The sequence below is a fragment of the Citrobacter pasteurii genome (assembly GCF_019047765.1).
Taxonomy (GTDB): Bacteria; Pseudomonadota; Gammaproteobacteria; order Enterobacterales; family Enterobacteriaceae; genus Citrobacter; species Citrobacter pasteurii.
On the sequence record NZ_CP077262.1, the window covers coordinates 531,853 to 555,096 of the forward strand.

General features: G+C 54.4%; 26 protein-coding genes. 3 read left to right on the forward strand and 23 right to left on the reverse strand.

The window, feature by feature from the left end:
• Nucleotide 1: 1 nt before the first annotated feature.
• The 19 genes from I6L54_RS02570 to I6L54_RS02660 all read right to left on the reverse strand — a co-directional run bounded on the left by I6L54_RS02570 (nt 2) and on the right by I6L54_RS02660 (nt 16,593).
• On the reverse strand, nt 2-1,231 hold the full coding sequence (locus I6L54_RS02570) for a beta-ketoacyl-ACP synthase (RefSeq protein WP_005121552.1): 1,230 nt from the start codon (nt 1,229-1,231) through the stop codon (nt 2-4).
• Nucleotides 1,228-1,959, reverse strand: a complete 732-nt coding sequence (locus I6L54_RS02575) for a 3-ketoacyl-ACP reductase FabG2 (RefSeq protein ID WP_040231673.1) — start codon at nt 1,957-1,959, stop codon at nt 1,228-1,230. Before I6L54_RS02575 ends, I6L54_RS02570 begins: the two co-directional genes overlap by 4 nt.
• The gene (locus tag I6L54_RS02580; protein ID WP_040231676.1) at nt 1,956-2,432 is read right to left on the reverse strand and encodes a hotdog family protein; all 477 of its coding nucleotides are present in this window, start codon (nt 2,430-2,432) and stop codon (nt 1,956-1,958) included. The genes I6L54_RS02575 and I6L54_RS02580 overlap by 4 nt, the downstream gene beginning before the upstream one ends.
• The gene (locus tag I6L54_RS02585) at nt 2,429-3,598 is read right to left on the reverse strand and encodes a beta-ketoacyl-[acyl-carrier-protein] synthase family protein (protein ID WP_005121557.1); all 1,170 of its coding nucleotides are present in this window, start codon (nt 3,596-3,598) and stop codon (nt 2,429-2,431) included. Before I6L54_RS02585 ends, I6L54_RS02580 begins: the two co-directional genes overlap by 4 nt.
• Before the next feature lies 1 nt (nt 3,599).
• Nucleotides 3,600-4,211: a DUF3261 domain-containing protein gene (locus I6L54_RS02590; RefSeq protein ID WP_072041456.1), complete on the reverse strand. Its 612-nt coding sequence runs from the start codon at nt 4,209-4,211 to the stop codon at nt 3,600-3,602.
• Complete coding sequence (locus I6L54_RS02595) at nt 4,208-6,526, reverse strand: MMPL family transporter (protein WP_040231678.1); 2,319 nt, start codon at nt 6,524-6,526, stop codon at nt 4,208-4,210. Before I6L54_RS02595 ends, I6L54_RS02590 begins: the two co-directional genes overlap by 4 nt.
• Complete coding sequence (locus I6L54_RS02600) at nt 6,495-7,100, reverse strand: LolA family protein (protein ID WP_040231680.1); 606 nt, start codon at nt 7,098-7,100, stop codon at nt 6,495-6,497. The genes I6L54_RS02595 and I6L54_RS02600 overlap by 32 nt, the downstream gene beginning before the upstream one ends.
• Nucleotides 7,097-7,519, reverse strand: coding sequence for an acyl-CoA thioesterase (locus tag I6L54_RS02605; RefSeq protein WP_040231682.1), 423 nt, complete (start codon nt 7,517-7,519; stop codon nt 7,097-7,099). Before I6L54_RS02605 ends, I6L54_RS02600 begins: the two co-directional genes overlap by 4 nt.
• Nucleotides 7,520-7,522: 3 nt before the next feature.
• Nucleotides 7,523-9,214 (reverse strand): glycosyltransferase family 2 protein, encoded by a 1,692-nt coding sequence (locus tag I6L54_RS02610; protein ID WP_040231685.1) that lies wholly within the window; start codon nt 9,212-9,214, stop codon nt 7,523-7,525.
• Nucleotides 9,205-9,558 carry an ApeI family dehydratase gene (locus I6L54_RS02615; RefSeq protein ID WP_005121563.1) on the reverse strand — a complete coding sequence of 118 codons (354 nt, stop codon included), beginning with the start codon at nt 9,556-9,558 and terminating at the stop codon, nt 9,205-9,207. The genes I6L54_RS02610 and I6L54_RS02615 overlap by 10 nt, the downstream gene beginning before the upstream one ends.
• Nucleotides 9,545-10,906 carry an AMP-binding protein gene (locus I6L54_RS02620; protein ID WP_005121564.1) on the reverse strand — a complete coding sequence of 454 codons (1,362 nt, stop codon included), beginning with the start codon at nt 10,904-10,906 and terminating at the stop codon, nt 9,545-9,547. Before I6L54_RS02620 ends, I6L54_RS02615 begins: the two co-directional genes overlap by 14 nt.
• Entirely contained in the window at nt 10,903-11,484 is a 582-nt protein-coding gene (locus I6L54_RS02625) for a COG4648 family protein (RefSeq protein WP_040231686.1), read from the reverse strand. The genes I6L54_RS02620 and I6L54_RS02625 overlap by 4 nt, the downstream gene beginning before the upstream one ends.
• A 6-nt stretch (nt 11,485-11,490) precedes the next feature.
• Nucleotides 11,491-11,742 carry an acyl carrier protein gene (locus I6L54_RS02630; protein WP_005121566.1) on the reverse strand — a complete coding sequence of 84 codons (252 nt, stop codon included), beginning with the start codon at nt 11,740-11,742 and terminating at the stop codon, nt 11,491-11,493.
• A 12-nt stretch (nt 11,743-11,754) separates the two neighbouring features.
• Entirely contained in the window at nt 11,755-12,012 is a 258-nt protein-coding gene (locus I6L54_RS02635) for a phosphopantetheine-binding protein (RefSeq protein ID WP_040231687.1), read from the reverse strand.
• The gene (locus tag I6L54_RS02640; RefSeq protein WP_005121568.1) at nt 11,993-12,808 is read right to left on the reverse strand and encodes a lysophospholipid acyltransferase family protein; all 816 of its coding nucleotides are present in this window, start codon (nt 12,806-12,808) and stop codon (nt 11,993-11,995) included. The genes I6L54_RS02635 and I6L54_RS02640 overlap by 20 nt, the downstream gene beginning before the upstream one ends.
• Entirely contained in the window at nt 12,805-13,527 is a 723-nt protein-coding gene (locus tag I6L54_RS02645; protein ID WP_040231689.1) for a beta-ketoacyl synthase chain length factor, read from the reverse strand. Before I6L54_RS02645 ends, I6L54_RS02640 begins: the two co-directional genes overlap by 4 nt.
• 40 nt (nt 13,528-13,567) lie before the next feature.
• Nucleotides 13,568-14,629: a class I SAM-dependent methyltransferase gene (locus I6L54_RS02650; RefSeq protein ID WP_040231691.1), complete on the reverse strand. Its 1,062-nt coding sequence runs from the start codon at nt 14,627-14,629 to the stop codon at nt 13,568-13,570.
• A 68-nt stretch (nt 14,630-14,697) separates the two neighbouring features.
• A complete protein-coding gene (locus I6L54_RS02655) occupies nt 14,698-15,075 on the reverse strand; it encodes a hypothetical protein (RefSeq protein ID WP_122973906.1) in 378 nt (125 codons plus the stop codon).
• 471 nt (nt 15,076-15,546) lie between these two features.
• Nucleotides 15,547-16,593: an AI-2E family transporter gene (locus tag I6L54_RS02660; RefSeq protein WP_040231696.1), complete on the reverse strand. Its 1,047-nt coding sequence runs from the start codon at nt 16,591-16,593 to the stop codon at nt 15,547-15,549.
• A 133-nt stretch (nt 16,594-16,726) separates the two neighbouring features.
• Here I6L54_RS02660 and I6L54_RS02665 point away from each other — a divergent pair, with 133 nt between their 5' ends.
• On the forward strand, nt 16,727-17,944 hold the full coding sequence (locus I6L54_RS02665) for an MFS transporter (RefSeq protein WP_005121572.1): 1,218 nt from the start codon (nt 16,727-16,729) through the stop codon (nt 17,942-17,944).
• Nucleotides 17,945-17,947: 3 nt separating this feature from the next.
• On the opposite strand, the gene I6L54_RS02670 is transcribed toward I6L54_RS02665, so the two are convergent.
• Nucleotides 17,948-18,505, reverse strand: coding sequence for a DcrB family lipoprotein (locus I6L54_RS02670; RefSeq protein ID WP_005121574.1), 558 nt, complete (start codon nt 18,503-18,505; stop codon nt 17,948-17,950).
• A gap of 72 nt (nt 18,506-18,577) precedes the next feature.
• Nucleotides 18,578-19,243 carry a 7-cyano-7-deazaguanine/7-aminomethyl-7-deazaguanine transporter gene (locus I6L54_RS02675; protein ID WP_005121575.1) on the reverse strand — a complete coding sequence of 222 codons (666 nt, stop codon included), beginning with the start codon at nt 19,241-19,243 and terminating at the stop codon, nt 18,578-18,580.
• Between the two features lie 168 nt (nt 19,244-19,411).
• On the opposite strand from I6L54_RS02675, the gene tusA reads away from it, so the two are divergent.
• On the forward strand, nt 19,412-19,657 hold the full coding sequence (gene tusA, locus I6L54_RS02680) for a sulfurtransferase TusA (protein WP_005121576.1): 246 nt from the start codon (nt 19,412-19,414) through the stop codon (nt 19,655-19,657).
• A gap of 94 nt (nt 19,658-19,751) precedes the next feature.
• Here tusA and zntA read toward each other — a convergent pair whose 3' ends face one another.
• Both zntA and I6L54_RS02690 read right to left on the reverse strand, forming a co-directional pair.
• Nucleotides 19,752-21,950, reverse strand: a complete 2,199-nt coding sequence (zntA, locus tag I6L54_RS02685; protein ID WP_005121577.1) for a Zn(II)/Cd(II)/Pb(II) translocating P-type ATPase ZntA — start codon at nt 21,948-21,950, stop codon at nt 19,752-19,754.
• A 74-nt stretch (nt 21,951-22,024) separates the two neighbouring features.
• The gene (locus tag I6L54_RS02690) at nt 22,025-22,651 is read right to left on the reverse strand and encodes a lysoplasmalogenase (protein ID WP_005121578.1); all 627 of its coding nucleotides are present in this window, start codon (nt 22,649-22,651) and stop codon (nt 22,025-22,027) included.
• A 141-nt stretch (nt 22,652-22,792) separates the two neighbouring features.
• Here I6L54_RS02690 and I6L54_RS02695 point away from each other — a divergent pair, with 141 nt between their 5' ends.
• Complete coding sequence (locus I6L54_RS02695; protein WP_040231698.1) at nt 22,793-23,152, forward strand: DUF2500 domain-containing protein; 360 nt, start codon at nt 22,793-22,795, stop codon at nt 23,150-23,152.
• Nucleotides 23,153-23,244: the final 92 nt, after the last annotated feature.

Sequence of the window (23,244 nt, forward strand, 5' to 3'; positions counted from 1 at the left end):
ATCACGGCCAACGTTTGATGATGATAGAAGTATTGATGCCGCCAAACGCAAAGTTATTGCTCTGCAAAAACTCGCAATCAATCTTGCGGGCTTCACCCATAATGTAATCCAGCGCGCCACAATTGGCATCTGGCTGACTCAAATTCAGCGTAGGCGCAAACCAGCCTTCACGCATCATTTGCAGACTCATCCAGGCCTCAAGTGCGCCACAAGCGCCAAGGGTATGCCCAAAATAGCTTTTAAGCGAGGATAGCGGCACATTATCACCATAAATTGCGGCAGTCGCCTGACTTTCTGCAATATCGCCACGATCGGTTGCGGTACCGTGCGCTGAAATATAGCCGATATCCCGGCTGCTAATACCGGCCATGCTCAGCGATTTTTCCATGCAAATCTGCATTGTCTCACGCTGTGGCTGGGTGATATGGGCAGCATCGCAGTTAGTGGCAAAGCCGACGATTTCACCGTAAATCGTTGCTCCGCGCGCTTTAGCGTGTTCCAACTCTTCCAGCACCAGCGTACCAGCACCTTCCCCGATGACCAGACCATCGCGTTTTTCATCGAATGGGGAGGGGGTGGTTTTCGGTTCGTCGTTGCGCTGGCTGGTGGCGAACAGCGTATCAAATACGGCGGCTTCGGAAGGGCACAGTTCTTCTGCACCGCCGGCAACCATCACCGTTTGATAACCGTGTCGGATGGCTTCCCATGCGTAACCAATTGCCTGGCTACCGGAGGTGCAGGCGCTGGATGTCGGGATGACTCGCCCACGCAGGCCGAAAAACAATCCGGTGTTAACAGCCGTGGTGTGCGGCATCATTTGCACGTAGGTCGTGCCGGTGATGTTATTGGTGTGCTTCTCGGTCAGCATGGTCGCGAACTCACTTACCGGCCCGGTGCTGCCTGTGGAGGAACCGTATGCTATTCCGGTTTCACCGTTGGTCAGTACCCGATCGCCAATCAGTCCGGCCTGTTCTAACGCCAGTTCCGATGCGCGAGTGGACATCAGCGACACGCGACCCATGGCGCGAATGCGCTTGCGGGTATAGTGTTCCGGCAGAGTGAAGTTGTCGATCGGCGCACCCAACAGCGTGTGCAGTCCGTCATAAACCTGCCACTCCGGCATTTTGCGTACCGCATTTTCATACGCCAATAGCCTGGCGGAGACATCCTGCCAGTTTTCCCCAAAGGCGGTGACGCCGCCCATGCCTGTAATCACGACACGACGTGTCATAACATCCCTCCATTGATGGAAATCACCTGGCGAGTGACATAGCCCGCCACATCCGACATTAAATAACTGGCAAGCCCGGCCACTTCTTCAGCCTGACCTATCCGTTTCATGGGGATCATCGACATCGCCTCTTTCAATGCGGCTTCTTCCATCTCGATCATCCCGGTATCAATCAGCCCTGGTGCAATGCAGTTTACGGTAATTTTGCGTTTTGCCAGTTCGATGGCCAGCGCTTTGGTGGCGCCAATAATACCGGCTTTTGCTGCACTGTAATTAACCTGACCGCGGTTGCCCATCACGCCGGATACTGAAGACAGTGTGATGATACGCCCCCCCTGGCGTGCGCTAATCATCGGCATAATGCACGGATGAATGACGTTGTAAAAGCTGTCGAGGTTAGTGTGGATCACCGCATCCCAGTCGTTATCGCTGAGCGCAGGGAAGGCGGCATCACGCGTCACTCCGGCGTTGCTGACAATGCCGTACCATGCGCCGTTAACCTCAATATCGTGCTCCAGTACTTCACGGCATTGCTCGCGATTGGCAACGTCAAATGTCAACAGACGCCCTGCGCCGCCAGCGGCGAGGATAGCCTCCAGCGTGTCTTGTGCACCTTGCGTATCGCGATGATAGTGCACGCCGACCACAAAGCCATCTGCCGCCAGTTGTCTGGCGATGGCGCGACCGATACCTTTGCTGGCACCCGTAACTAAAACTGAACGACTCATGTGGACGCTCCTTGTTGAAATAGCGTGTTAATTTCTTCTGTTGTCGGCTGGAAGGTGTTGACGCGACCGGTTGCCAGCGTCGTGTTGTCTGCCTGAATGACGCATTCAAAGCTACCGAATCGTGCATCCTGCATCAGCAATTTGACATGAATGCTCAGCCTCTTCCCGGCAGGCAGAACACCCGCAGCACAGACTAACTCGCGTGCGCCCAGCACCATACCTAATGCAATACTCGCCTGACCTTGTTGCTGGCGGTGCCAACCAGACCAGACGCCAATGGTCTGCGCCATTAATTCCAGTGCGAACCAGCCGGGCAGATTGCCATCGGGGTCGAGGAAAGGAGCCAGTACGCTGTTTGCCGATACTGTTACGTGGCAGGTGGCGGTTTCGTCCGCCACACTGACGACCTCTTCAAGGAGTAGCATCGGCGCGTCATGCGGTAAATAGTCGCCCGGTGATAAATAGTGGCTCATGAGATTCTCCCGAGCAGGATGCTGGCATTATTACCGCCGAAGGCGAACGAGTTAGATAAGATTACCGGGCGAGTCAGCGGCTGCGGCTGTTCAATGATGCCGCAGGGTGGCAATGTTTCATCGCGCGGCGACTGGCTAAAATCCTGCGGTGGCAGGGGCAGGTTGCGTTGCAGAATCAGCATACTGATTGCTGCTTCGGTGATCCCCGCCGCGCCCAGCGTGTGCCCGGTCAGGTGTTTGGTTGAACTGCATGGAACCGTGTCGCCAAATAGCGTGCTTACGACGTTGGACTCAATCTGATCGTTTAGCGGAGTGGCCGTTCCGTGCAGATTGATATAGCCCACGTGTTCCGGTGTCATTCCTGCGTCGTTAAGCGCCTGGCCTATGGCGCGAATGGCACCTTCTCCCTGCGGATGGGGAGCCGAAATATGGTATGCATCGCTGGATTCGCCGACGCCCAGCAGCGCAATGGGCTGTGGCTCGCGGGTTAATACCATCAATGCGGCGCCTTCGCCGATGGTGATCCCATTGCGGTCGCGGCCAAACGGCTGACATCGCGTTGGGGAGAGCGATTCCAGACTGTGGAAACCGTTGATGGGCATCCGACTTAGCGTATCGGCACCGCCGACAATGGCAATATCCACCAGACCAGATTCGATTAAGCGACGCCCGCTCATGATAGCCCGTGCACTGGACGAGCAGGCGGTTGAGAGCGTAAAGGCCGGGCCATCCAGCGCCAGCCAGTGGCTAAGAAAACGCGACGGATCGCCCAGTTCCTGCTGCGGGTAGCGCCAGTCGGTGCTCTCTTTGTCGTTGAGCATCAGATCAACGTGAACGTCACCTTCATCCAGACCGGAGGTGCTGGTGCCGAGAACGACAGCAATACGATCGCGACCAAACCGGGCGATAGCGTCATCCACCTGTGGCTGGATTTGTGCCAGTGCTGCCAGCAGTAGCTGGTTATTGCGCGAACGATGTGCGCTAAATTGCTGAGGGATCGCGGGTAGATCACCGTCAACGCCTGCTAATACGGCGGGTGGGTGTCCTTGCAGCCAGTTCGCGCGCGGACGCATTCCCGGCGCGATGCCACGTGTGAGGTTGGCGGCGATTTCATCGGTGTTATTGCCTAACGCGTTAATCATGCCAACGGCAGAAATGTAGATCATCTCAGTCACCCAGGTATTGAATGGTGATGTGGTATTTAAATACGTGCTGTTCAATGCTGATCGGTTCGCGTTTTCCTTTGCGATTCAGATACGTGATTTCCGTGACCAGTTTGCCACTGCTATTGCGCAGTTCACGTGTATCGCCCGTATCGACGAGCGTCCAGCCTTGAGGTAATTGCGGTTGCCAGGCGCTAATTGGCCAATGACTGAGCATCACGTCAGCCAGCACCTGACTGGCGGGCGGCAGTTGCGGAACGATGATCGATTGTTCGGTGTGCAATCCTTTTTCATCGTAAGTCACGAGGAACAGGCGAATGCCAACTGATGACAGCCCGGCCAGTGTGATTTTCTTATCATCAGCATTAAGCATGACCAACAGCGACTGAGTTTTGCCGTTAAAACTTCCGGTCAGCAGCTGTTGTGAATTCACCGCGGGAGAAATCCCCGGAGCAGGTAGCGTCACACGGCTGCCCGGTGCGAGCCAGGCTTGCGGGCGGCCTTGCTGTTCCGGCTGTGTGTGGCTGCAACCGGCAAGAACCAGTGCGGCGAGCGCCATCATTAACGGCCTGATAAGGCGAATCCGCCACCCGGCAAAAAATGTCGATAACATCATCTTTTCTTCTTCTCTCTTTTCGTTGGCATCGCCAGGGGTGACAGCAAAAATGCAGTGAAAATACCGCTCACCAATACAATGCCAAAACTGCTGATTGCCTGAGTGGCGCTAAAGACCAGCATGCCGAGCGTCAGGAGCGTGGTCATCATCGCCAGTGTGATAGCCAGTAGCGACGTCAGTGGCGTACCGCGTGGATTACTGAAAAACAGCGTATAGTTAATGCCAATCCCCAGCACCAGCACCAGTGCCAGCAGCGAGAACAGGTTGAGCGCATGACCACTCAGAGCCAGTACCGCCAGACCACAACCTAAAGACAGCACCGAGGGGACCAGGCTAATAAAGCCCTTACGCCAGCCAAGTCGAATGACGGCGCCACAGGCAATTACCGCCAGCGCAACGCATAGCAAGCCCGTCAGAATATAGCGATAAAGGGCAAACAGATTGTCAAAGCTGCTCTTACGATCCACCCACGCAACGCCGGAATATTTCGTGCTGAGCGTGTTTAAAGCATCACTTTGTTTCACTCCTGCAACGGGAACCAGCACGCTGCTTTCACCATCCGCCAGCGACAGCCACAGTAAGCGCCAGCCTTCACTGGCCGGGCTGGAAAGCCAGACATCGACGGTGACCGGCATGGCGCTAAGATCGGGTTTCACCGTTGCCAGTCCGGCGCTGTTTAAGGCCTTTGTGACGGCGGGCGCGGCATCTTTTAACAGGGTGAGATCCTGCTGCTGCCGGGCGAGGGAATTTAGCGCAATGGTGCGATAACCGCTGAGTAAGCCGTCTTTTTTTGCCTGTTCCAGCGCGGAAGTAAAGGCTTCCAGTCGCTCCAGCGTTTGTTGAGCGGATTTGCCGTACACGACAAACCACTTCTGGTCGACGCTTTGCCCGGTCAGGGCGGTAATCGCTTTTTCCTGAGCGAGAATGCCCTGCGGCAGCGCCTGTAACTGTGAGATATCATCGTCTACGCGTAGCGTCGCCATGCCTGCCAACGAGAACACCGCCAGCGCCACCGGTAGGCCAACGGATAATTTCTTATTCCGCCGCCAGGCGGCAAGCCAGCGTAGCATGAGTACCATTGCCGGAACCGGGCGCACCGGTAACCTGTGACACAACCATGGATGCCAGAAAATGACCGTCAGGCACGAGGCACTCAGACCCACCGCCGCGAATACCGCCATCTGGCGAATACCGGGGAAGGGGGCCAGCATCATAATCAGATAAGCCGCCACGGTAGTGAGTAGTGCCAGGAGCAGGGCATTGCGTACTTTGGCAAGGCTTTGCCATGGTGATGTTTCTGCACCGTGCACCATCCGTTCGGTTAAATAGTAGAGCGTATAGTCGGCGGAAATACCGATGATGCTCATGCTCATCACCAGCGTCATCAGATGGAGTTCGCCAAAAATCAGCAACGTGACGACGGTTCCCGCTAGCGCGCCAATACCAATTGAAATCAGGCACAGCAGCAGCGGACGCAGTGAACGAAACACGGCCACGATGAGCAGGATCACCCCGATTACGGTCGCTATGCCGAGGGTCGAGATATCCTGTTTCGCCTGCTGGCTGGCGTAATCGCTGTAGAACAGCGTACCGCGAGACAGCAGCTGCGCCTGCGGATAATGGGCTTTGAACTCGCCTTCCAGCGTATTGAGTGTGGTGACCAGTTGGTGCGTTTGCTGCATATCAAACGATGAGCCGGTCAGCTCGCCATGTAACAGATACCAGTAGTTGCCTTGCTCGTCCTGAGTGACCAGCCAACCGTCCATCAGGCGCAAACGCTGGCCATTTTTGGCCATCGCCAGCTGCGATCCGCGCATCAGCATGAGGGGATCGTTTTGCAACTCTTTGCCGCTGACGCCGGAGAACGCGGAGTATAGCTGGGACAGGATCCACTGGGCCTGGGCTTCGCCGCCGTTTTGCAGACGAGTGCGGGTATCGTTATCTATCAGGCCGTTACGGTGTTTCCAGAAGAAAGCGCCCCATGCCTGCTGGCTGTCGGCGTCCATCGGGCCTTTCACCTGGGCCAGCGCGTGCGATTTTTGCAGTAGCGTCAGCCAGTCGTGGGCCGCCGACGGGTTCGGTTGCTTACCGGGGCTCACCAGCCAGACCAGCTGCCGGTCGAGGCGTTGCATAAAGCCCTCGTTCAGGCTCGGTGGAATGTCGCCCATTGCCTGTTTTGGCAGCATGGCCAGCACGCTGCTATTGAGCCTGGCCTGCGGGAGTAGCGTCAACAAGACGCCCAGCATAATCAGGCAGGCGATCCCCCATAACAGCGCGGGACGTTTACTGGGCGGCAAAGCGTTGGCGTTCATCATCGGTCAGTTGCGTTGGCGTCAGTTGGTGTTGGGAAAGCGCGATATCGGTGCGATCGCCCTGTTTGTCATTGAGCTGAATGCTCTCCAGGTAGGTCTTGCCGGCTAAATCAATCGTCGCGAAAATCTTATCCAGCGGCGTGGTGATTGGCGTCAGGCGTAACGTCCAGCGCCCCTCCCCTACGTCGGTAAAGGCCACGTGGAAGTTTTGCTCCAGCACCTTACGATCCGCCTGGAATAATGCACGTAGCAGATGATTGAACTGGAACATTTGCGGGTTGTTTTCGGCGGTGATGGTCTGCGGTGGCTGACCGTTAATCACCTGAACCATCCGCTTATCATCAAGCAACAATTGCATCGGGAACGGCGCGGTTTGGTCCCACAACAGACCCTGGTCACGGGCGATCAGCATTTTGCCCTGAGACCGCAGCGGCTGCGGCAGATCTTTTATCGTCCGGGTTTGATCGAAATGGGCGCGAACGACCGGCTGTTCGGTAAAACGCTGTTGCAGGTCATCAAGCGTCAGGGCGCTCACAAAAGGGCTGATGAGCAGCACCAACAATGGCCATAATTTCATGGCGTCACTCCCATTCGTTCAAACAAAATGTCCGGGCTGACAAAGCACAGCTCACGGCTTTTTTCATCCACGGCGACCTGGATGGTATAGCCCGTTGTGGCGCGTTTTCCTGTTTCAGCATCGAAAATGTCGTAGTCGATACGCAGGCGATTTTCGAACTCTTTAATACGGGCACGCACACGGATACGCTGCTCGAAAGTCAGGGCGTTGCGATACTTTACCCGCGTGTCGACCACGGGCCACAGATAGCCAGATTCTTTCATCTGCCGATAACCGTAATTGAATTGGTTCAGCAGTGCCTCGCGGGCAATCTCGAAATAGCGGAAGTAGTTGCCATGCCACGCTACACCCATCATATCGACGTCGTGAAACGGAATAGTCAGCTCGACTTCAGCCGTAAAGCGGGGATCATTAAGCACCCTTTACTCCTTGTCTTTGGTGTCCGGCAGCTGCCAGAAATCGAAAAAGTTAAACCAGTCGAGTGGCGACTGAAGTGCATAGTGCTCAAGACGTTCGGCATAGCGATCGACGGTATTCTGTAATGCCTGTTGTCGGGTGGCTCGCGGCAAGAGCAGCGGGTCAGCAAATGGTTCGCAGTGGATGCGTAGTTTCTCCTGCTGGCGCAGGGCGAAAATCAGATCCACCGGACAGCGTAAAATAGACGCAAGAATGAACGGGCCCTGTGGGAATGGCGCAACTTGCCCCATAAAGCGGCTCCAGCAGACACGCCATTCGCCGCCACGTTGGGTAGTGACTGCGATGCGATCGCCAACGATGGCTATCCATTCGCCACGATCCAGTTTCTCTTTGAGCAGAATGGCGGTATCCGGGCCAATATCGTTCACCGGTAGCAGGTTTAACCCAGCCTGCGGGGCCATCTCTTCCATAATTTGTTTAAAGCGTTGGGCGTTATCGCTAAATACCAGCGCATTGATTGTTTTACTGCCCTGTAGCTGGGCCAGTGCCCGACAGGCTTCGACGTCGCCCAAATGTGAGGCCAGCAGCAGTTTTCCTCGCGGGTCGCTGACATTTAGCGTCTCTTCTGCGCCTGGTGCAAAAACAACATCGCGGCCGACATGCAGCTCACCGCGCCAGCTGGCAATCTTATCCAGCATTGCGCTGCCAAAACGCAGGAAATGCTGATAACTGGTCAGGTTTGACGGTACTGGCATCCGGCGTGCGATCAGTTGCGCCCGTACGCGGCGAATCCAGCTCTGAGAGGCTTTTCGGGCAGTTGATGCGGTGAGCCAGTAAACGCCGACTACCGGATACAGTAGCAGGGAGAAGGCTTTGTGACCGAGTAAACGCCAGACCAGCAGCATCAGACGCATTCCCCACAGCCCTTTGACTTCCTGCTGCTGCGCCCAGTGTGTTGATGAACGACGAAAAAGCAGGGCGGGGATGCGCGGCAACATGCCAAAAAACAGGCGAGTGTGCATTAATGAAATGCGCAGATTGTCTTTGAGCGCGTCGAAATGGGATAGCCCGTCCTGCGGATAGATGACTCGCGTGGGGATAAAATAGCTGGGGTTGCCTTGCCAGTAGAGGCGCACCATTACTTCGGTATCAAAATCCATTCGTTTGCCGAGCGTCACGCGCTGTGCCAGTTGCCGTGTTGGTGCCACCGGATACACCCGGAAGCCGCACATGCTGTCTTTTAGCTGCAACGAAAGCGTTTCTATCCACACCCAGATGTGGGTTACCCAGCGTCCGTACAGGCGCGAGCGAGGGACAGAATCATCGTAAATCGGTTGCCCGGAAATGAGCGCTGCCGGATGTTCTTTTGCCAATGCAAGCAGCCTGGGAATATCTTCAATGGCATGCTGACCGTCGGCATCGACCTGCACGGCATGACTGAAACCGGCATCTGCCGCCGCCTGAATACCACTAATCACCGCCGCGCCTTTGCCTGCGTTGACCGGCAGGCGAATTAACGTCAGATTGCTGTATTCTGCCGCCAGGCGTGCCAGTTGATCTTGTGTGGCCTTGTCGCTGCCATCGTCCACCACAATGCAGGGGAGATTGAATGGCTGAAGACGATCCAAAACGCCCGACATCATCGCGCCGTGGTTATAGCAGGGGATCAACACGCAGGGGGAAAACGTCAGCGGCATAACCGAATCTTCCCGCTGCTGGCGGTATGGCGCGCTTCACCGTCGTGGCGCTGATAACTAAAAGAGAGCATCTGACGTTCTTCCTGCCAGCTCAGACTCAGGGTGACGGTGGTTCCAGGCAATAGCGGTGACTGGAACTTCACATTCTGAATACTGTGAAAACGCCAGCCAGGAACCAGCAACGTGGTGGCGTAATGCATCGCCCAATCCAGCTGTGCAACGCCTGGCAGTAGTGGCTGCACGGCAAAATGCCCGCTGAACCAAAACAGCGAAGGGTCGAGATGTAAAAGAATCTCAGCCTGTTGAGGCTGTGCCTGATGGCGCTCGATTTCATGGGGTTTCATGAAATAACTCCTGTAATTGCGCATAGACACGCTTGTTCATACTGTTGACCGGAATCTCATCAATCACCCGCCAGTAGCGGGGAACGGCGACCGGCTCCAGCCAGGGCAACAGCGAACGTCGCCAGGTCAGTTCTTGCGGTTTTCCTCCGCACGCGAGCCAGCGTTGATGGGCTTTGTCATCCAGTACCAGCAGGACGCCAACGCCCTGGCGCCCCCCGCGTGAGACCGGCAATGCCGCGACATCACGGATACCGTCCAGTGCCAGCAAGCGTTGCTCCACTTCGCTGAGTGAAATGCGTTTCTCTTCAATCTTGACGACTCGCCCGCGCCGGCCCATCAGGCGAAACTGACCGTTTTCGGTAAATTGCAGAATATCATCGAGCAACAGGCCATCATCAGCGGCAATTAGCGGTGAAAATACGCGAAACGCATCATTTTCTGGCTGAAATCTGACGCCGGGAAAAGGCCGCCATGCCACATCATCTTGATGGCGATAACGCCACGCAAGGATCCCGGTTTCAGTGCTGCCGTAGATCTCATCGGGCCAGACATTCAGCCAGTCAGCAGCCTGCGCGACGTCCTGCCAGGGCAGCATACCGCCCGCAGACAGAATCAGTTCGACCGGCGGCGGTGCCAGGTGGTGGTCGAGGCGTTTCAGAAACGCCGGACTGCTGATAAACGCATACCGATGCTCATGGCTCAGCGCCGCCAGTTGTTCGGCATACCAAAGCATTGCCGCGTGCAGCGGCAGACCTAAGGCCATCGGCAAGAAGATACGAAACGTCAGACCATACAGATGTTGCGGAACCACTGACGCGACCACCCGGCAACCTGCGAGGCGATCGGCAAAGCGCGTCGCGAGCAATGCCGCTTCGCTATCCAGACGAGCGATCGGTTTGATCACGCGTTTCGGCTGGCCGGTCGAACCGGAAGTGAACAGCTCCACAAAGGCGTCGCTGCGTATTGCCGGAAACGTGATGTCGTGGGTTACGGATGCCATGGCAGAACTGACCACCCGCAGTGTCCCCTGCCATTCCAGCGCTTTATCGCTCAGTACGCCGTCAAACAGCCTGTGCTGCTCGTTTAACAACGAAACGCGACAGTGCCCTGGGATCACCGGCGTTTTGCCAGCATGGAGCGTGGCCAGCAGCGCGACGATAAATAAATAGCTGTTCTCGAAGCACAATGCCCAGCGTTCACCTTCCTGCTGCTGCAGGTACGTTATCAACTGGGCCACATCATGGCGCAGATGACCCAGCGTCCAGGTATGCTCTTCCTGCCACGCAACAGGGACGTCGTTCGGGCGTGGGTCACAGAGCCATTGAGCAAGTGTGAGGGGCTGCTTCATTGGGTATCTCGTTTTATCACCAGCTGGCGAACTAACCACTCGCCGGCCATCAATGTTCCCATCAGCAGATAGGAAACCATACCGTTCCAGGTCGTCCACAGGGTCATATCGCCATTCAGTGCGGTAAAGAGCGCAACGCTGCCGTTGATGATGAAAAAGGCGCACCAGATTTGTGTCACACGGCGTGTGTAGCGTACTCCTGCCTCGGGCAGATTTGGGTCGCGCAGCCGCGCCAGGCGTTCAACAATGGGCATCGCGGACCACAGAGAGCCACCAAATACCGACAGCATGACGCCGTTTACCACTACCGGGTAAAACAGCAGCAACTGATGCGTTTTGAGCAGATAACTGGCAATGCACAACGTGATACCCGCGACCGCCACGACCTGTGTCACGACGCGTAACGGCCCCGCCTGTCGCCGGGTCTGGCGAAAGCGTAAAAAAAGGAGTAGCGCCATCAACGGTAGCAACCAGTGCAGACTGTTATGCGCAAGGCCAAACCAGATCAAAAACGGCCAGGCCAACAACAGTAGGCCTGTTAGCAGTTGTACGACTGGCAGCGAGCGAGTGCCCGACACGGTGAATTACGCTTCTTTGAGAAGGCGTTCTACCGCGTCGACGACATCTTGTACGGTGCGTACTGCTTTGAACTCTTCCGGCTTGATTTTCTTGCCGGTTTTCTTTTGCAGATGCACGATCATGTCGACGGCGTCGATGCTGTCGAGTTCCAGATCTTCGTACAGGCGCGCCTCAGGCTTAATGTCCTGCGGGTCGACTTCAAACAGCTTGACCAGCAGTGAGGAGACTTCTTCGTAAATGGCTTTTTGTTCGGTCATAACGGACTATCCTCAGGCACGTTGCGCGTGAATGAACGATGCCAGCGTGGCGACGGAGAAGAAGTGCTGGCGCATTTCTTCGCTCTCTGCTGAGAGGGCCACGCCATACTCGTTTTTCACCGCCAGCCCCAGCTCCAGGGCGTCGATTGAGTCCAGACCTAATCCATCGCCAAAGAGTGCCGCTTCGGTATCAATATCGTCGGCTGTCAGTTCGTCGAGATTCAATGTCGTTATAATGAGGTTTTTGATTTCAAGATAAAGCGCTTGCATCATTAATTCCTGAAAGAGGTAAAGTACCTGGTTGTAATTGAAGCAAAAGATGCCGGTTCAACTGCCTTGCGGCCAGCGCCGGTTCTTGTGAATTTGCGTCGTAAAATTGGTCGATCTTAACCCGTTCGTGTACTGAAATGGTAAACATGGGCTTTATCGATGGGACGTCGTACCATTTGCTTTCTTTATCCAGCATTTGTTCGCTGCAGTTTATGGTTACGATGCGTAAATCGCTGCTGCAGCGTACGGCGATATTCGCCGCGCCACGCTGTAACGTCATTTCCTCTCCGGGGCGTGTACGGGTTCCCTCGGGGAAAATTAAAATGGTATCGCCTTGTTCCAGACGTTGCTGGCACGCGGGTAACAGTGCATCAGCCTGACTGTTAATTAGATAATCTGCTGCCCGGACCACACCGCCAAGAAACGGATTTTTTAGTAATGCGCTTTTCACCAGACAGTCGGTTTCTGGCATGACCGAGGCCAGTAGCACGTAGTCGATGAGCGTCGGGTGATTGGCGACGACCAGACACCCTTGTTCGTTGCGTAAAATGTCTCGTCCTGCAATCTGGTAATCCAGCACGCCAAGTCGCTTCGCCACCGTTAAAAAGAGGCGAAAACTGGCAGCAATGCTGCGTCTGGCGATACGCCGACGTCGGGCTTTATCCCATACTGCGATGAGCAATACGTTAAACCAGACAGTAGAAAGGAGGAGTCCGCCGAGGCCAAACAGGGCAAAGCAAAAACCGGTCATCACCAGTCGCCATACCCAATTAAGCCGCAGGAAAATCGTGTTCATCCCTGACTCCACTGCCACTGTACGCGCTCGCCTGGCAGGGTAAACGCCGCGGTATCTTGCAAATAATGTTGTAAAAACAACAGGCTTTGTGGCAATGGTGTCTCACCTTGCGCGCAGTGTGGACGGGTTTCGCATTGCCAGCGATCACCGGATTCAATAACCAGCGCGACGGCAAACGGCCATGTCGGCATATCAGGCGGCAACTGCGGATGATAAAACTCGGGCAGAAAACCGTCGAAATCGACCATCAATACGCGCTGATATCCCGCCTGCAACAGCCCGATGACTTCGCATAGCCCCTGCTGGAACGTATCCCTGCCAGCGGAAAGCGAGGAGGAGACAATCGGCTTTTTCGCGGCGATGGTCAGGTTTCCCACAGCAGAATTATGCACAGAGAGGGCGAAATCGGTTGGTGAGAGAGCCTGCTCAGTCGCCAGGGCGTGCAGGATCCTGTAGTTACGCTCCAGTTCACCATGGCGGCTGGTGTACAACACGGCATCGATATCATGACGGCGTAGCATCGTCAGCCCGCAATCAACGGCCAGTTTGCTACCGGAGCTGAGGCGGCGAGCCGTCATCATCGGTAACTCGCTGAGTTTAGCCAATGGCGCGGTGGGATCGATGGCGTGCGAAAACCGTGACCATTCATGCCACTGTTCTGTTTCGCTTAATCCTGGCGCCTTGGCCTGCCAGTCGATAATGTTGAAAGCAAATTTCATCAACGCGTATCCGCGGTAAATCGGTTGTTCCGATTGTTTCTTATTTTTTCTTCTGACATATCAATAAAGTATGCCCAACACCTAAGTTGTCGTGACGTTCATCTACCTGAAAACCTGCCTGATTCAGATAGTGGTAAAACTTCTCTACGCTGTAGAAACGGCTGTTGCCATTTGCCATACAGGTAAAATAAAGCGAAGACGCATTCAGGCTAAATGAGGCCGCTTCAAATTTTTGGGCATCCCAAAACAGTTCCATAATGCACAGCTTCGCGCCCGGTTTCATCACCCGAGCAATGTTGCTCAGTATGGCGATAATTTGTTCCGGGGAAAAACAGTCCAGAAATTGGCTCATCCACCAGATATCTGCCTCTGCGGGTAAAGGCGAGTCGCTAAGCATATCCACAGCATGGAAATTTATGCGATGGGATAATCCCGTATTTTCAATATTTTCGCGGGCAAGTGCAATTTGTTGCGGCAAATCTAATAGAGTGACTGCAATATTGTCATCATGTTGACAACAACGTAATGCCCATTTCCCGGTATTTCCGCCGACATCGTACAGGGTTGCAGGGGCGCTGGCGAATACATATGGCAATGCGGCATCAAATGCGCCATCTGAATAGTAATGATCGAAAGCGAACCAACTTTCACGCGCCGCCAGGGGTAATTGCGACAGTGCAGGATAGATTGTTGGCCAGTCGCCAAAAATTTTTAATCCCGCGGGCTTCCCTTCTTTCAGCGCATTCTCCAGATAGAACAGTCCCTGATAACAAACATCCTGGGTGAAATCCATATTCACACGCGTCATCGTGTCATGTAAAAGGAAGTGGCCGACTTTTGCGAGGTAATAATATCCTTCTTTGTGGGTAATGATTCGCCCACTTAACCCCATATCTAACAGGATGCTGGCGGCATATTCGTTGATGGTGCTGTTCTCGGTAATTTCGTCGAGCGTGGCACCGCGTTTACCTTGCTTGTCCAGCCAGGTGAGTACTCCCGCATTTCGCAGACACAACGCGGTTTGAAAAAGCATAGGGGCAAAGGCGATACGTTGTGCTTCAGTAATGGCATCCAGTGCGCTAAGCGAATCCTGTTCGTACATGTGGGGACAACCTGTTAAATGACGGAGAATAAGAGTATCGGGCCTTTTCGGCCCGACTTTAGGCGTAATTACAGATTGGCGCCGGCTGACAGATTGAGCTGGATGTCTTTATCCAGATTGCGTACCCAGCGGTTGTAGTTTTTATGGATTTTTCCACCAGAAGCCTGCAGGTTAAGGCTGCTGTCGTATTTAATGTCATAGCTGGTGGCGGTATAGGTGATACGGACTTCAGCCACATGATCGCGGGTTTGTTGGCGTGCTTTAATGACACCAGGACCGGCTTCAGACATGACCCATTGGCGTTGAATGCCCGCTTTCAGAATCGCGGTTTTAACCTGATCCTGAGTGTGCCCCGCGCTTACGCTGGTGTGAACTTGATCGATCGGCGCAGTACGCGCACATCCCGCCAGCGCACCGACAACGGCAATGGCCGCAAACCACTTAATATACTGTTTCATTAAAACTCCCTCTCAAAGTACTGTTTATACGTGTTTAATAATAAGCTTCGAAATAATGATCACCCTGCAGCACCTGTGATTTTATTTAAGCTAAATCAGCATGTTATTTCACGTGTCCGATAGCAAGGCGATGAGGTTGCCGGATGGTAATATTCGGTGACTTTCTTCAACGGAAATTTTTCAGCGTAATCATCGGCGAGAAGTATAGATTTTTAGATAAAACGTATCAAATAAAATAACCTTTAAATATAGGCAGATAGTTTGAGTTAAATGCTGTGGGGGGATTCATTATTCTTATGTGGTTTGGCAAAGATATCCGTACGTTGACTTATGTATTTTCTTTATTAAAAAATGAAATCCTTTTCACTCTTTATTTAAGATAAATTGCGATATATACCTGTATGGATATCAGTTTAACGGGCATATAAAAAGATAAAAACTACCTCGGTTGGTAGTTTTTCAGGGTAGCCGACTTTTGGGTCTGCCGGGACCCAGCAAAATGGCCAGTTTGCTGCCACCGGTGGTGGTTTCCATCCAGATTTTACACACACTGGTTAACGGCACAGAGAGCAGCATGCCTACCGGGCCGAGCAGCCATCCCCATACTAACAGGGAAAGGAAAACGATCAGTGTCGACAATCCCAGGCGATGCCCCATCATACGCGGCTCAAGGATATTGCCAATCACCATATGCACCACCAGAAACAGCGCGCCGACCAGCACGCACTCGTAAAGACCATTGAACAGCAGCGCCTGAATCATGGGCGGGACGGCGGAAATGACTGAGCCAATGTTGGGCACATAATTGAGCAGGAAGGCCAGCACGCCCCACATCAGAGCAAACTGAATGCCCATTAGCGCCAACCCCAGCCAGACGATGGCGCCAGTCCATAAGCTGAGCAACGTCTTCAGTGCCAGATAGTGAGATACGCCCTTTAATGCCCGATGCAGCCCCGCAATATGGATCTGCGGATTGTTCAGCGCAAAGCGCATTTTATAGGGGACGTGGCGTACCTCAAACAGCATAAAGACCACCGTCATTACCAGCAGAACGACGCTTGCCATCGCACCGGAAAGGCTGGTCATCAGCGTGGTGGTGAAGGTCATGAGTTTGTCGGAATCGATACGTTGCAGGATGCGCTCTGGCGACATATGCAAATTCAGAAAGGGCACCATCTCTTGCAGATACAGGATCTTGCGCGTCAGCTCTTTGTTGTATTTGGGTAGCATAGCCATGAATTCCGTGATCGACGACGCCAGAACGCCGACCAGTGCCGTGAGGACGAACAGCATGACCACCACGACGAGCGTAATGGCAACCGGGCGGCGTACTCCCCGGCGAATAAACCAGGTGACCAGCGGATTCAACACAATGGCGAAAAACAGGGCCAGCAGTAGTTGCACAATGATATCCGCTGCGGCATGAATACCGGCGAGGATCACCACCAAAGCAGCCAGTTTGAGTAAAATGTGCAAACCCGTTTTATCGGGCTGAGCGGTTGTCATATTTTCTTCCTGTTTGCGTTTTTGCATTAAGTGTAGCGGCTGGCTTGCTACCGATATTCCTAATCTGGTTACTGATTTCTGCGCGGCAACATGGTAGAAATGAAACACTGTTGTGAATATGTGGTGACCCTCCATGCCCGAACCCGTCGCTGAACCGACGCTGAGCGGTTTACGCCTTAATCTGCGCATTGTCTCCGTGGTGATGTTTAACTTCGCCAGCTATCTGACCATCGGCCTGCCGCTCGCGGTTTTACCTGGTTATGTCCATGATGTTATGGGGTTTAGTGCCTTCTGGGCCGGGCTGGTTATCAGTCTGCAATATTTCGCGACGTTGTTGAGCCGTCCTCATGCCGGTCGCTATGCCGATTTGCTGGGGCCGAAAAAGATTGTGGTATTTGGGCTGTGTGGCTGTTTTTTAAGTGGTCTGGGCTATTTGCTGGCAGGGAGCTCTCATGGTTGGCCGCTGGCCAGTTTATTGCTGCTGTGCCTGGGGCGCGTGATTCTGGGTATCGGGCAAAGTTTTGCCGGGACCGGCTCTACATTGTGGGGCGTTGGAGTGGTTGGCTCAATGCACATTGGACGGGTGATTTCATGGAACGGTATTGTCACCTATGGGGCGATGGCGATCGGTGCGCCGTTGGGAGTGCTATGTTACGCCTGGGGTGGCTTACAGGGGCTGGCGCTGACCGTGATGGCCGTGGCGCTGTTGGCAATATTGCTGGCGCTCCCTCGTCCGGCGGTAAAGGCCAGCAAAGGCAAACCGTTGCCGTTTCGCGCGGTGCTTGGGCGAGTTTGGCCGTACGGTATGGCACTGGCGTTGGCCTCTGCCGGCTTTGGGGTGATCGCCACGTTTATTACCCTGTTTTATGATGCCAAAGGCTGGGACGGCGCGGCTTTCGCGCTGACGCTATTTAGCTGCACGTTTGTCGGTACTCGTCTGCTATTCCCAAATGGCATCAACCGGTTAGGCGGGCTGAATGTCGCGATGATCTGCTTTAGCGTCGAAATTGTTGGGCTATTGTTGGTCGGGATGGCTTCCATGCCGTGGATGGCGAAAATTGGCGTGCTACTGGCCGGCGCAGGGTTCTCGTTGGTCTTCCCGGCGCTGGGTGTGGTAGCGGTAAAAGCGGTCCCGCAGCAGAATCAGGGCGCGGCACTGGCAACCTATACGGTATTTATGGATTTGTCGCTGGGTGTCACCGGGCCTTTGGCGGGACTGGTAATGACATGGGCGGGCGTGCCGGTTATCTATCTGGCGGCAGCTGGGCTGGTGGCGGTGGCGTTATTGCTGACATGGCGGCTAAAAAAACGGCCTCAGGTGGTGTCACCGGAGGCCGCATCATCGTCTTAACGATTACTGGATAACCAGCGTGTTAATGATGTTTTCTGCCGTGGTCTGTGCTTTCTGTTGATCGTCAGCAGGCAGCGTGATTTGCAGGGTCAGCAGTTGGTTGTCCACTTTGCCCAACACCACGGAGGAGTAAGCAGTCTGGCCTTTCGCTGAAATGATGCTATCTAACTGCTGCAGCGTGTGGCCTTTCAGCTCAATTGACTTGTTAGTGACCACCTGCAGCTGCGGGTCACGGCTACGCTGCTGATCTTCCAGACGTTTTGCTAGTACAGGCAGTGCTTCGCTGGTATCGTCACCGACAATCACAATTACCGCTTTCTGGCCGGTTGCGTCAGAATAAACGTGCATATTGTTCGCCTGAGTACCCAGCTTACCGCTCTGATCGGTCATATCCGCCGGTAGGGAAAAACTGAGTTTGCCATCGAGCAGGTTAACCGGTTGTCCGGCGGCGCTGCTTTGTGCGGCAGCACCCTCTGCTGGCGCTTTTGTATCGCTATTATCACAGGCCGCAAGCCCCATAACCAGCAGGCCAATACCGACATATTTAACCAGATTGCGCATTGACTTCTTCCTTTCGATAAACGGCCATAACGGCTCATTCGTCCATCTTATCACAACTCGGAAAATGAACCTTTAACTCGTCTGCAATGCAGAGATTTCAGATTTATCTGCCAGCCTTTTCAGTAACATATTCAGCAACACGCCGTACATCGGCAGGAAGAAAATAATACTGATCAGCACTTTGAAGCAGTAATCGACAAGCGCGATTTCCATCCAGTGCTCGGCCATAAAGGCATCCGGGCTGCGCCAGAAGGCGATAAAGAAGAACGCCAGCGTATCGCTGATGTTGCCAAACAGCGTGGAAGCCGTAGGCGCGAGCCACCAGCGACGGTTCTGACGCAGGCGGTTGAAGACATGCACATCCAGAATTTGTCCCAGCGCGTAAGCCATAAAGCTGGCGGCGGCGATACGGGCGACAAACAGGTTAAAGTGCAGCAGCGCATCAAAACCTTGCCAGGAGCCCATATAGAACAGTGACGACACACCATACGAGATCAGCAACGCCGGAACCATCACGGCAAAGATGATGCGTCTTGCCAGCGGTGCGCCAAAGATACGCACGGTCAGATCGGTGGCGAGGAAAATAAACGGAAAGCTAAACGCGCCCCAGGTGGTATGAAAACCAAAGATGGAGATCGGAAGTTGCACCAGATAGTTGCTGGAGGTGATCACCAGCAGATGAAATAACGATAGCCAGAACAACGCTTTTACGCGCTGATTTTGTGTAAACGGAGTCATATTGTGACCTTTTTGTTGGATGGGGTGAGGGAACCCAATAAAAAACCGTCGCATGATACTGCTTTAAAAACACATTGCAATGGCTGTTTTTCACGCAATCGTTAACCTGATTGGCTTACGCCACAACAGAGCGTAAAATAACGCCGTTTTTGTATGAATGAGACTACGATGAGCGATCTGTTTACTTCTCCTGACCATACCCTTGATGCGCAGGGGTTACGCTGTCCGGAACCCGTCATGATGGTGCGTAAAACCGTGCGCGGCATGCAGGCCGGTGAGACGCTGCTGATTGTTGCAGACGATCCGGCGACAACCCGCGATATTCCCGGCTTCTGTACTTTTATGGAACATGAGCTGGTGGCAAAAGAGACCGACTCTTTGCCATACCGCTATCTGCTGCGCAAAGGCCAGTAATCATGTTATGCCGGATGGCGCTAACGCTTATCCGGCCTACAAAGAACGTGTAACCCGTAGGCCGGATAAGGCAGCGCCGCCATCCGGCAAAAAACTATCCTTTACGTAACAACCGCAGCGCGTTAGCGGTCACCAGTACCGTCGCCCCGGTATCTGCCAGCACTGCCAGCCACAATCCGGTTATCCCCAGCAGCGTGGTAACAAGGAAAATCCCTTTCAGACCTAACGCAATCGCAATATTTTGTCGAATATTGGCGTGGGTGGCGCGCGCCAGCTGAATCATTTGCACCAGGCCACGAAGACGGTTATGCGTCAGAGCCGCATCGGCGGTTTCCAGTGCAACATCGGTTCCGCTACCCATGGCAATGCCGATGGTGGCGGCTTTCATCGCTGGTGCATCGTTGATCCCATCGCCGACCATCGCCAGCGGTGACCGTTGGTTGAGCTGGGTAACGGCCTGTACCTTGTCTTCCGGTAATAGCCCCGCTTTGAATTCAAGCCCCAGTTCAGCGGCAATAGCAGCTGCCGCACGAGGATTGTCGCCGGTCAGGATCACCCCTTTCACGCCAATCTGATCAAGCTCGGCGATAGCGCTGTGAGCGTCGTCGCGCAGCGTGTCCTGTAGGGCCAGTACGCCGAGTACAGTATCGTTACGCAGCACCAGCACCACCGTTTGGCCTGCGCTTTCCAGTTCGCTTATCTGCCCGGCAAAGGCATCAGCAGGATGTTTGCCCGCCGCGCAAATCAGTACGCGCTCACCGTTTACCTGTGCTTCAATCCCTGAGCCAACCAGCGCACGCTGTTCTGTCGCCAGCGGAATACTCAGTTCACGCGTCTGTGCTTCACGGACAATGGCCTGGGCCAGCGGATGCGTTGCGCCTTGCTCTACCGCTGCCGCCAGCGCCAGCAGTTCAGCTTCGCCAATACCGCTCGCCGGGTGAATCGCCGTGACGCGCGGTTTACCCACGGTCAGGGTGCCGGTTTTATCAAACGCCACCTGTGTGACTCTGCCCAACTGTTCCAGTGCGGCACCGCCTTTGATTAACGCCCCGCGCCGCGCCGCGGCGGCAAGACCAGAGGTAATAGCTGCGGGGGTTGAAATCACCAGTGCACATGGGCAGCCAATCAGCAGCAGCGTCAGCCCTTTATAAATCCACTCCTGCCAGGATGCGGCAAACAGCAGCGGTGGTACAAGGGTGACCAGCAGCGCAACCGCCATAATGGCTGGGGTGTAAATCCGGCTGAAACGGTCAATAAAGCGCTCAATGGGGGCGCGACGTTCATCCGCTTCTTCAATCAACTTCAAAATACGGTCAATGGCGCTGGCGCCCGGTTCGGAGAGCACTTCCAGCGTGACCAGACGATCCACGCTGGTGGCGCCTGCCGGGACTTTCTCGCCCAATGTCCGCTCAACCGGAATAGATTCACCCGTCAATGCACTTTCATCAAAGCTGGCAAAACCAGAAACCAGTTTAGCGTCGGCGGGTAAACGTCCCCCGGCAGCAACTTCAATGATGTCGCCTGGCTGGAGGGTGTTAATGGCAACCTCTTCGCGCTCGCCGTTACGCAGACGCGTGGCGGTTTCCGGCTTCAGCGCCATTAGCGCACTGACCCCTTTACGGGCTCGGCTGGCAGCCCATCCTTCCAGGCGCTCGCCAATTAAAAACAGCAGCAGCACCATAGCGGCTTCCGCTGTCGCGCCGATAAACAGTGCGCCGATGGCGGCGACGCTCATCAGCGTTTCAATGGCAAAGTAGCTACCGGTTTTCATCAGGCGCAGCGCCTGACGTGCAATGGGATACAGACCCACCAGGGTGGTGGCGATAAATGCTATCTGGCCGAAGGGGTGATTGAACTGCTCCAGTCCCCAACTGATGGCCATCATGATAATCAATGAAATCAGTGGCAGATTTTCTTTAAACCGTGATTCGGGGGCTTCTTCTGGCGCCTGCTCATCACGCAGGGTGTAGCCGGCTTTCTGCACTGCGCTTTCAATTTGCTCGCGGATATCGGAACCGGCATCTACCACCAGCTTTTCGGTGGCGAACAGAACCTGAACCTGGTTAACGCCGCTGACCTGGCGGACTGCATTCTCGACTTTACGCGCACAGGCCGCGCAGTCCATGCCCGCCACTTTCCAGGAATAGCGAGTCCCGTCAACGGTATCGGATACGGGTGGTGTAGTGGAGCAAGTTCCGTCGCAGCAGCAGTCATCCGCCTTTTGTGGCGCAGGCGCTGGCTTGAAAGAAGAGAATTGTGGGGCTTTTTTGCCATTGGTCTCTGGTGTCGACATGGCATCCTCCGATTGATAATCATTTCGTATTAACCGAGGATACACTCTGGAGTCGACTCCAGAGTCAAGGGTTTTTAAAGATACAACGAACGAACAATCAGGAAATGTCCGGCGAAGTAGCAGGCGGCAGCAATCGCATTATCCGCGCGGAAGCGGTAACGGTAATGGCTCCCCAGCCAGACAATATTGCCGATGAACAGGAGCGATGCGCCCATAAATGCTGACAGCGCCGGAGCGGTCGGGCGGAAGAACCACAGTTCGCCAGCCATCCAGACCATCATCAGCGTGATGCCGATAAAGGTACAAATAGCGATGCGCAGCTCTTCCAGACGTGTCCAGATCACGGCAATCAGCAACGCCCCCAGCACCACCAGTACCAGCGGCAAAGGCCAGAAGAACGACAGCGTCATTTGGCTGGCGAAGTAAATGGTATACAGCAGATGCGACAGGAAGAATGCCCCAATTGCGTACAGCAGGCGTTGGCGCGGCAATAGCGTCAGCGCGTCGCCCAGCAGCGAAGCCAGCAAGCCGGCCAGTACCAGGTAGCTGATGGCGTTAAACATTGGTGCCTGCCAGGCCAGCAGCAGCAGGAGCAATAACGTCAGGGGTTTAAAGACCCAGCGTTGCCAGACGGGCCCACGATAAGAAGCATCCACGAACAACCATGCGGAAAGACAAACAGCGATAAACGACCAAAGCATCTTAGTTCCTTGAATTCGTTATTTTTTCGTAAGCGGGGTGCTTACGGCTCTATTGACCAGTGTAGAGTCCGATACCGCAGGATGACAACACCATAACAGGCAAGGTATGCTTATTTCCGCATTTTCTGATGGGTTAATACTATGAGTAAGCCACCCCTTTTTTTTATTGTGATCATTGCCTTAATCGTTATTGCCGCGTCGTTTCGCTTTGTCCAGCAGCGGCGGGAAAAAGCGGAAAATGATGCTGCACCGTTGGTACAAAAAAGGGTGGTGGTGAGTAATAAGCGGGAAAAGCCGCTAAATGACCGGCGTTCACGTCAACAGGATGTTACGCCAGCGGGCACCAGCATGCGCTATGAAGCCAGCTTCAAACCGCAAAGCGGCGGCCTGGAGCAGACGTTTCGTCTGGACGCCCAGCAGTATCATACGTTAACGGTTGGCGACAAAGGGACACTGAGCTACAAGGGTTCGCGTTTTGTTGATTTTACGGCTGAACGCTAAGGTTTCATTTGGCTGATGCCGGATGGCGGCTTACGCCTTATCCGGCCTACAGGTTTTGCCGTCCCGGCTCGCTACGTGATACCGGGCAAAGT

Excerpts from the sequence above, each read along its gene's own strand:
- I6L54_RS02570 (WP_005121552.1), bottom strand. The coding sequence starts at position 1,231 with ATGACACGTCGTGTCGTGATTACAGGCATGGGCGGCGTCACCGCCTTT.
- I6L54_RS02575 (WP_040231673.1), bottom strand. The coding sequence starts at position 1,959 with ATGAGTCGTTCAGTTTTAGTTACGGGTGCCAGCAAAGGTATCGGTCGC.
- I6L54_RS02580 (WP_040231676.1), bottom strand. The coding sequence starts at position 2,432 with ATGAGCCACTATTTATCACCGGGCGACTATTTACCGCATGACGCGCCG.
- I6L54_RS02585 (WP_005121557.1), bottom strand. The coding sequence starts at position 3,598 with ATGATCTACATTTCTGCCGTTGGCATGATTAACGCGTTAGGCAATAAC.
- I6L54_RS02590 (WP_072041456.1), bottom strand. The coding sequence starts at position 4,211 with ATGATGTTATCGACATTTTTTGCCGGGTGGCGGATTCGCCTTATCAGG.
- I6L54_RS02595 (WP_040231678.1), bottom strand. The coding sequence starts at position 6,526 with ATGATGAACGCCAACGCTTTGCCGCCCAGTAAACGTCCCGCGCTGTTA.
- I6L54_RS02600 (WP_040231680.1), bottom strand. The coding sequence starts at position 7,100 with ATGAAATTATGGCCATTGTTGGTGCTGCTCATCAGCCCTTTTGTGAGC.
- I6L54_RS02610 (WP_040231685.1), bottom strand. The coding sequence starts at position 9,214 with ATGCCGCTGACGTTTTCCCCCTGCGTGTTGATCCCCTGCTATAACCAC.
- I6L54_RS02615 (WP_005121563.1), bottom strand. The coding sequence starts at position 9,558 with ATGAAACCCCATGAAATCGAGCGCCATCAGGCACAGCCTCAACAGGCT.
- I6L54_RS02620 (WP_005121564.1), bottom strand. The coding sequence starts at position 10,906 with ATGAAGCAGCCCCTCACACTTGCTCAATGGCTCTGTGACCCACGCCCG.
- I6L54_RS02630 (WP_005121566.1), bottom strand. The coding sequence starts at position 11,742 with ATGACCGAACAAAAAGCCATTTACGAAGAAGTCTCCTCACTGCTGGTC.
- I6L54_RS02635 (WP_040231687.1), bottom strand. The coding sequence starts at position 12,012 with ATGCAAGCGCTTTATCTTGAAATCAAAAACCTCATTATAACGACATTG.
- I6L54_RS02640 (WP_005121568.1), bottom strand. The coding sequence starts at position 12,808 with ATGAACACGATTTTCCTGCGGCTTAATTGGGTATGGCGACTGGTGATG.
- I6L54_RS02645 (WP_040231689.1), bottom strand. The coding sequence starts at position 13,527 with ATGAAATTTGCTTTCAACATTATCGACTGGCAGGCCAAGGCGCCAGGA.
- I6L54_RS02650 (WP_040231691.1), bottom strand. The coding sequence starts at position 14,629 with ATGTACGAACAGGATTCGCTTAGCGCACTGGATGCCATTACTGAAGCA.
- I6L54_RS02660 (WP_040231696.1), bottom strand. The coding sequence starts at position 16,593 with ATGACAACCGCTCAGCCCGATAAAACGGGTTTGCACATTTTACTCAAA.
- I6L54_RS02665 (WP_005121572.1), top strand. The coding sequence starts at position 16,727 with ATGCCCGAACCCGTCGCTGAACCGACGCTGAGCGGTTTACGCCTTAAT.
- I6L54_RS02670 (WP_005121574.1), bottom strand. The coding sequence starts at position 18,505 with ATGCGCAATCTGGTTAAATATGTCGGTATTGGCCTGCTGGTTATGGGG.
- I6L54_RS02675 (WP_005121575.1), bottom strand. The coding sequence starts at position 19,243 with ATGACTCCGTTTACACAAAATCAGCGCGTAAAAGCGTTGTTCTGGCTA.
- tusA (WP_005121576.1), top strand. The coding sequence starts at position 19,412 with ATGAGCGATCTGTTTACTTCTCCTGACCATACCCTTGATGCGCAGGGG.
- zntA (WP_005121577.1), bottom strand. The coding sequence starts at position 21,950 with ATGTCGACACCAGAGACCAATGGCAAAAAAGCCCCACAATTCTCTTCT.
- I6L54_RS02690 (WP_005121578.1), bottom strand. The coding sequence starts at position 22,651 with ATGCTTTGGTCGTTTATCGCTGTTTGTCTTTCCGCATGGTTGTTCGTG.
- I6L54_RS02695 (WP_040231698.1), top strand. The coding sequence starts at position 22,793 with ATGAGTAAGCCACCCCTTTTTTTTATTGTGATCATTGCCTTAATCGTT.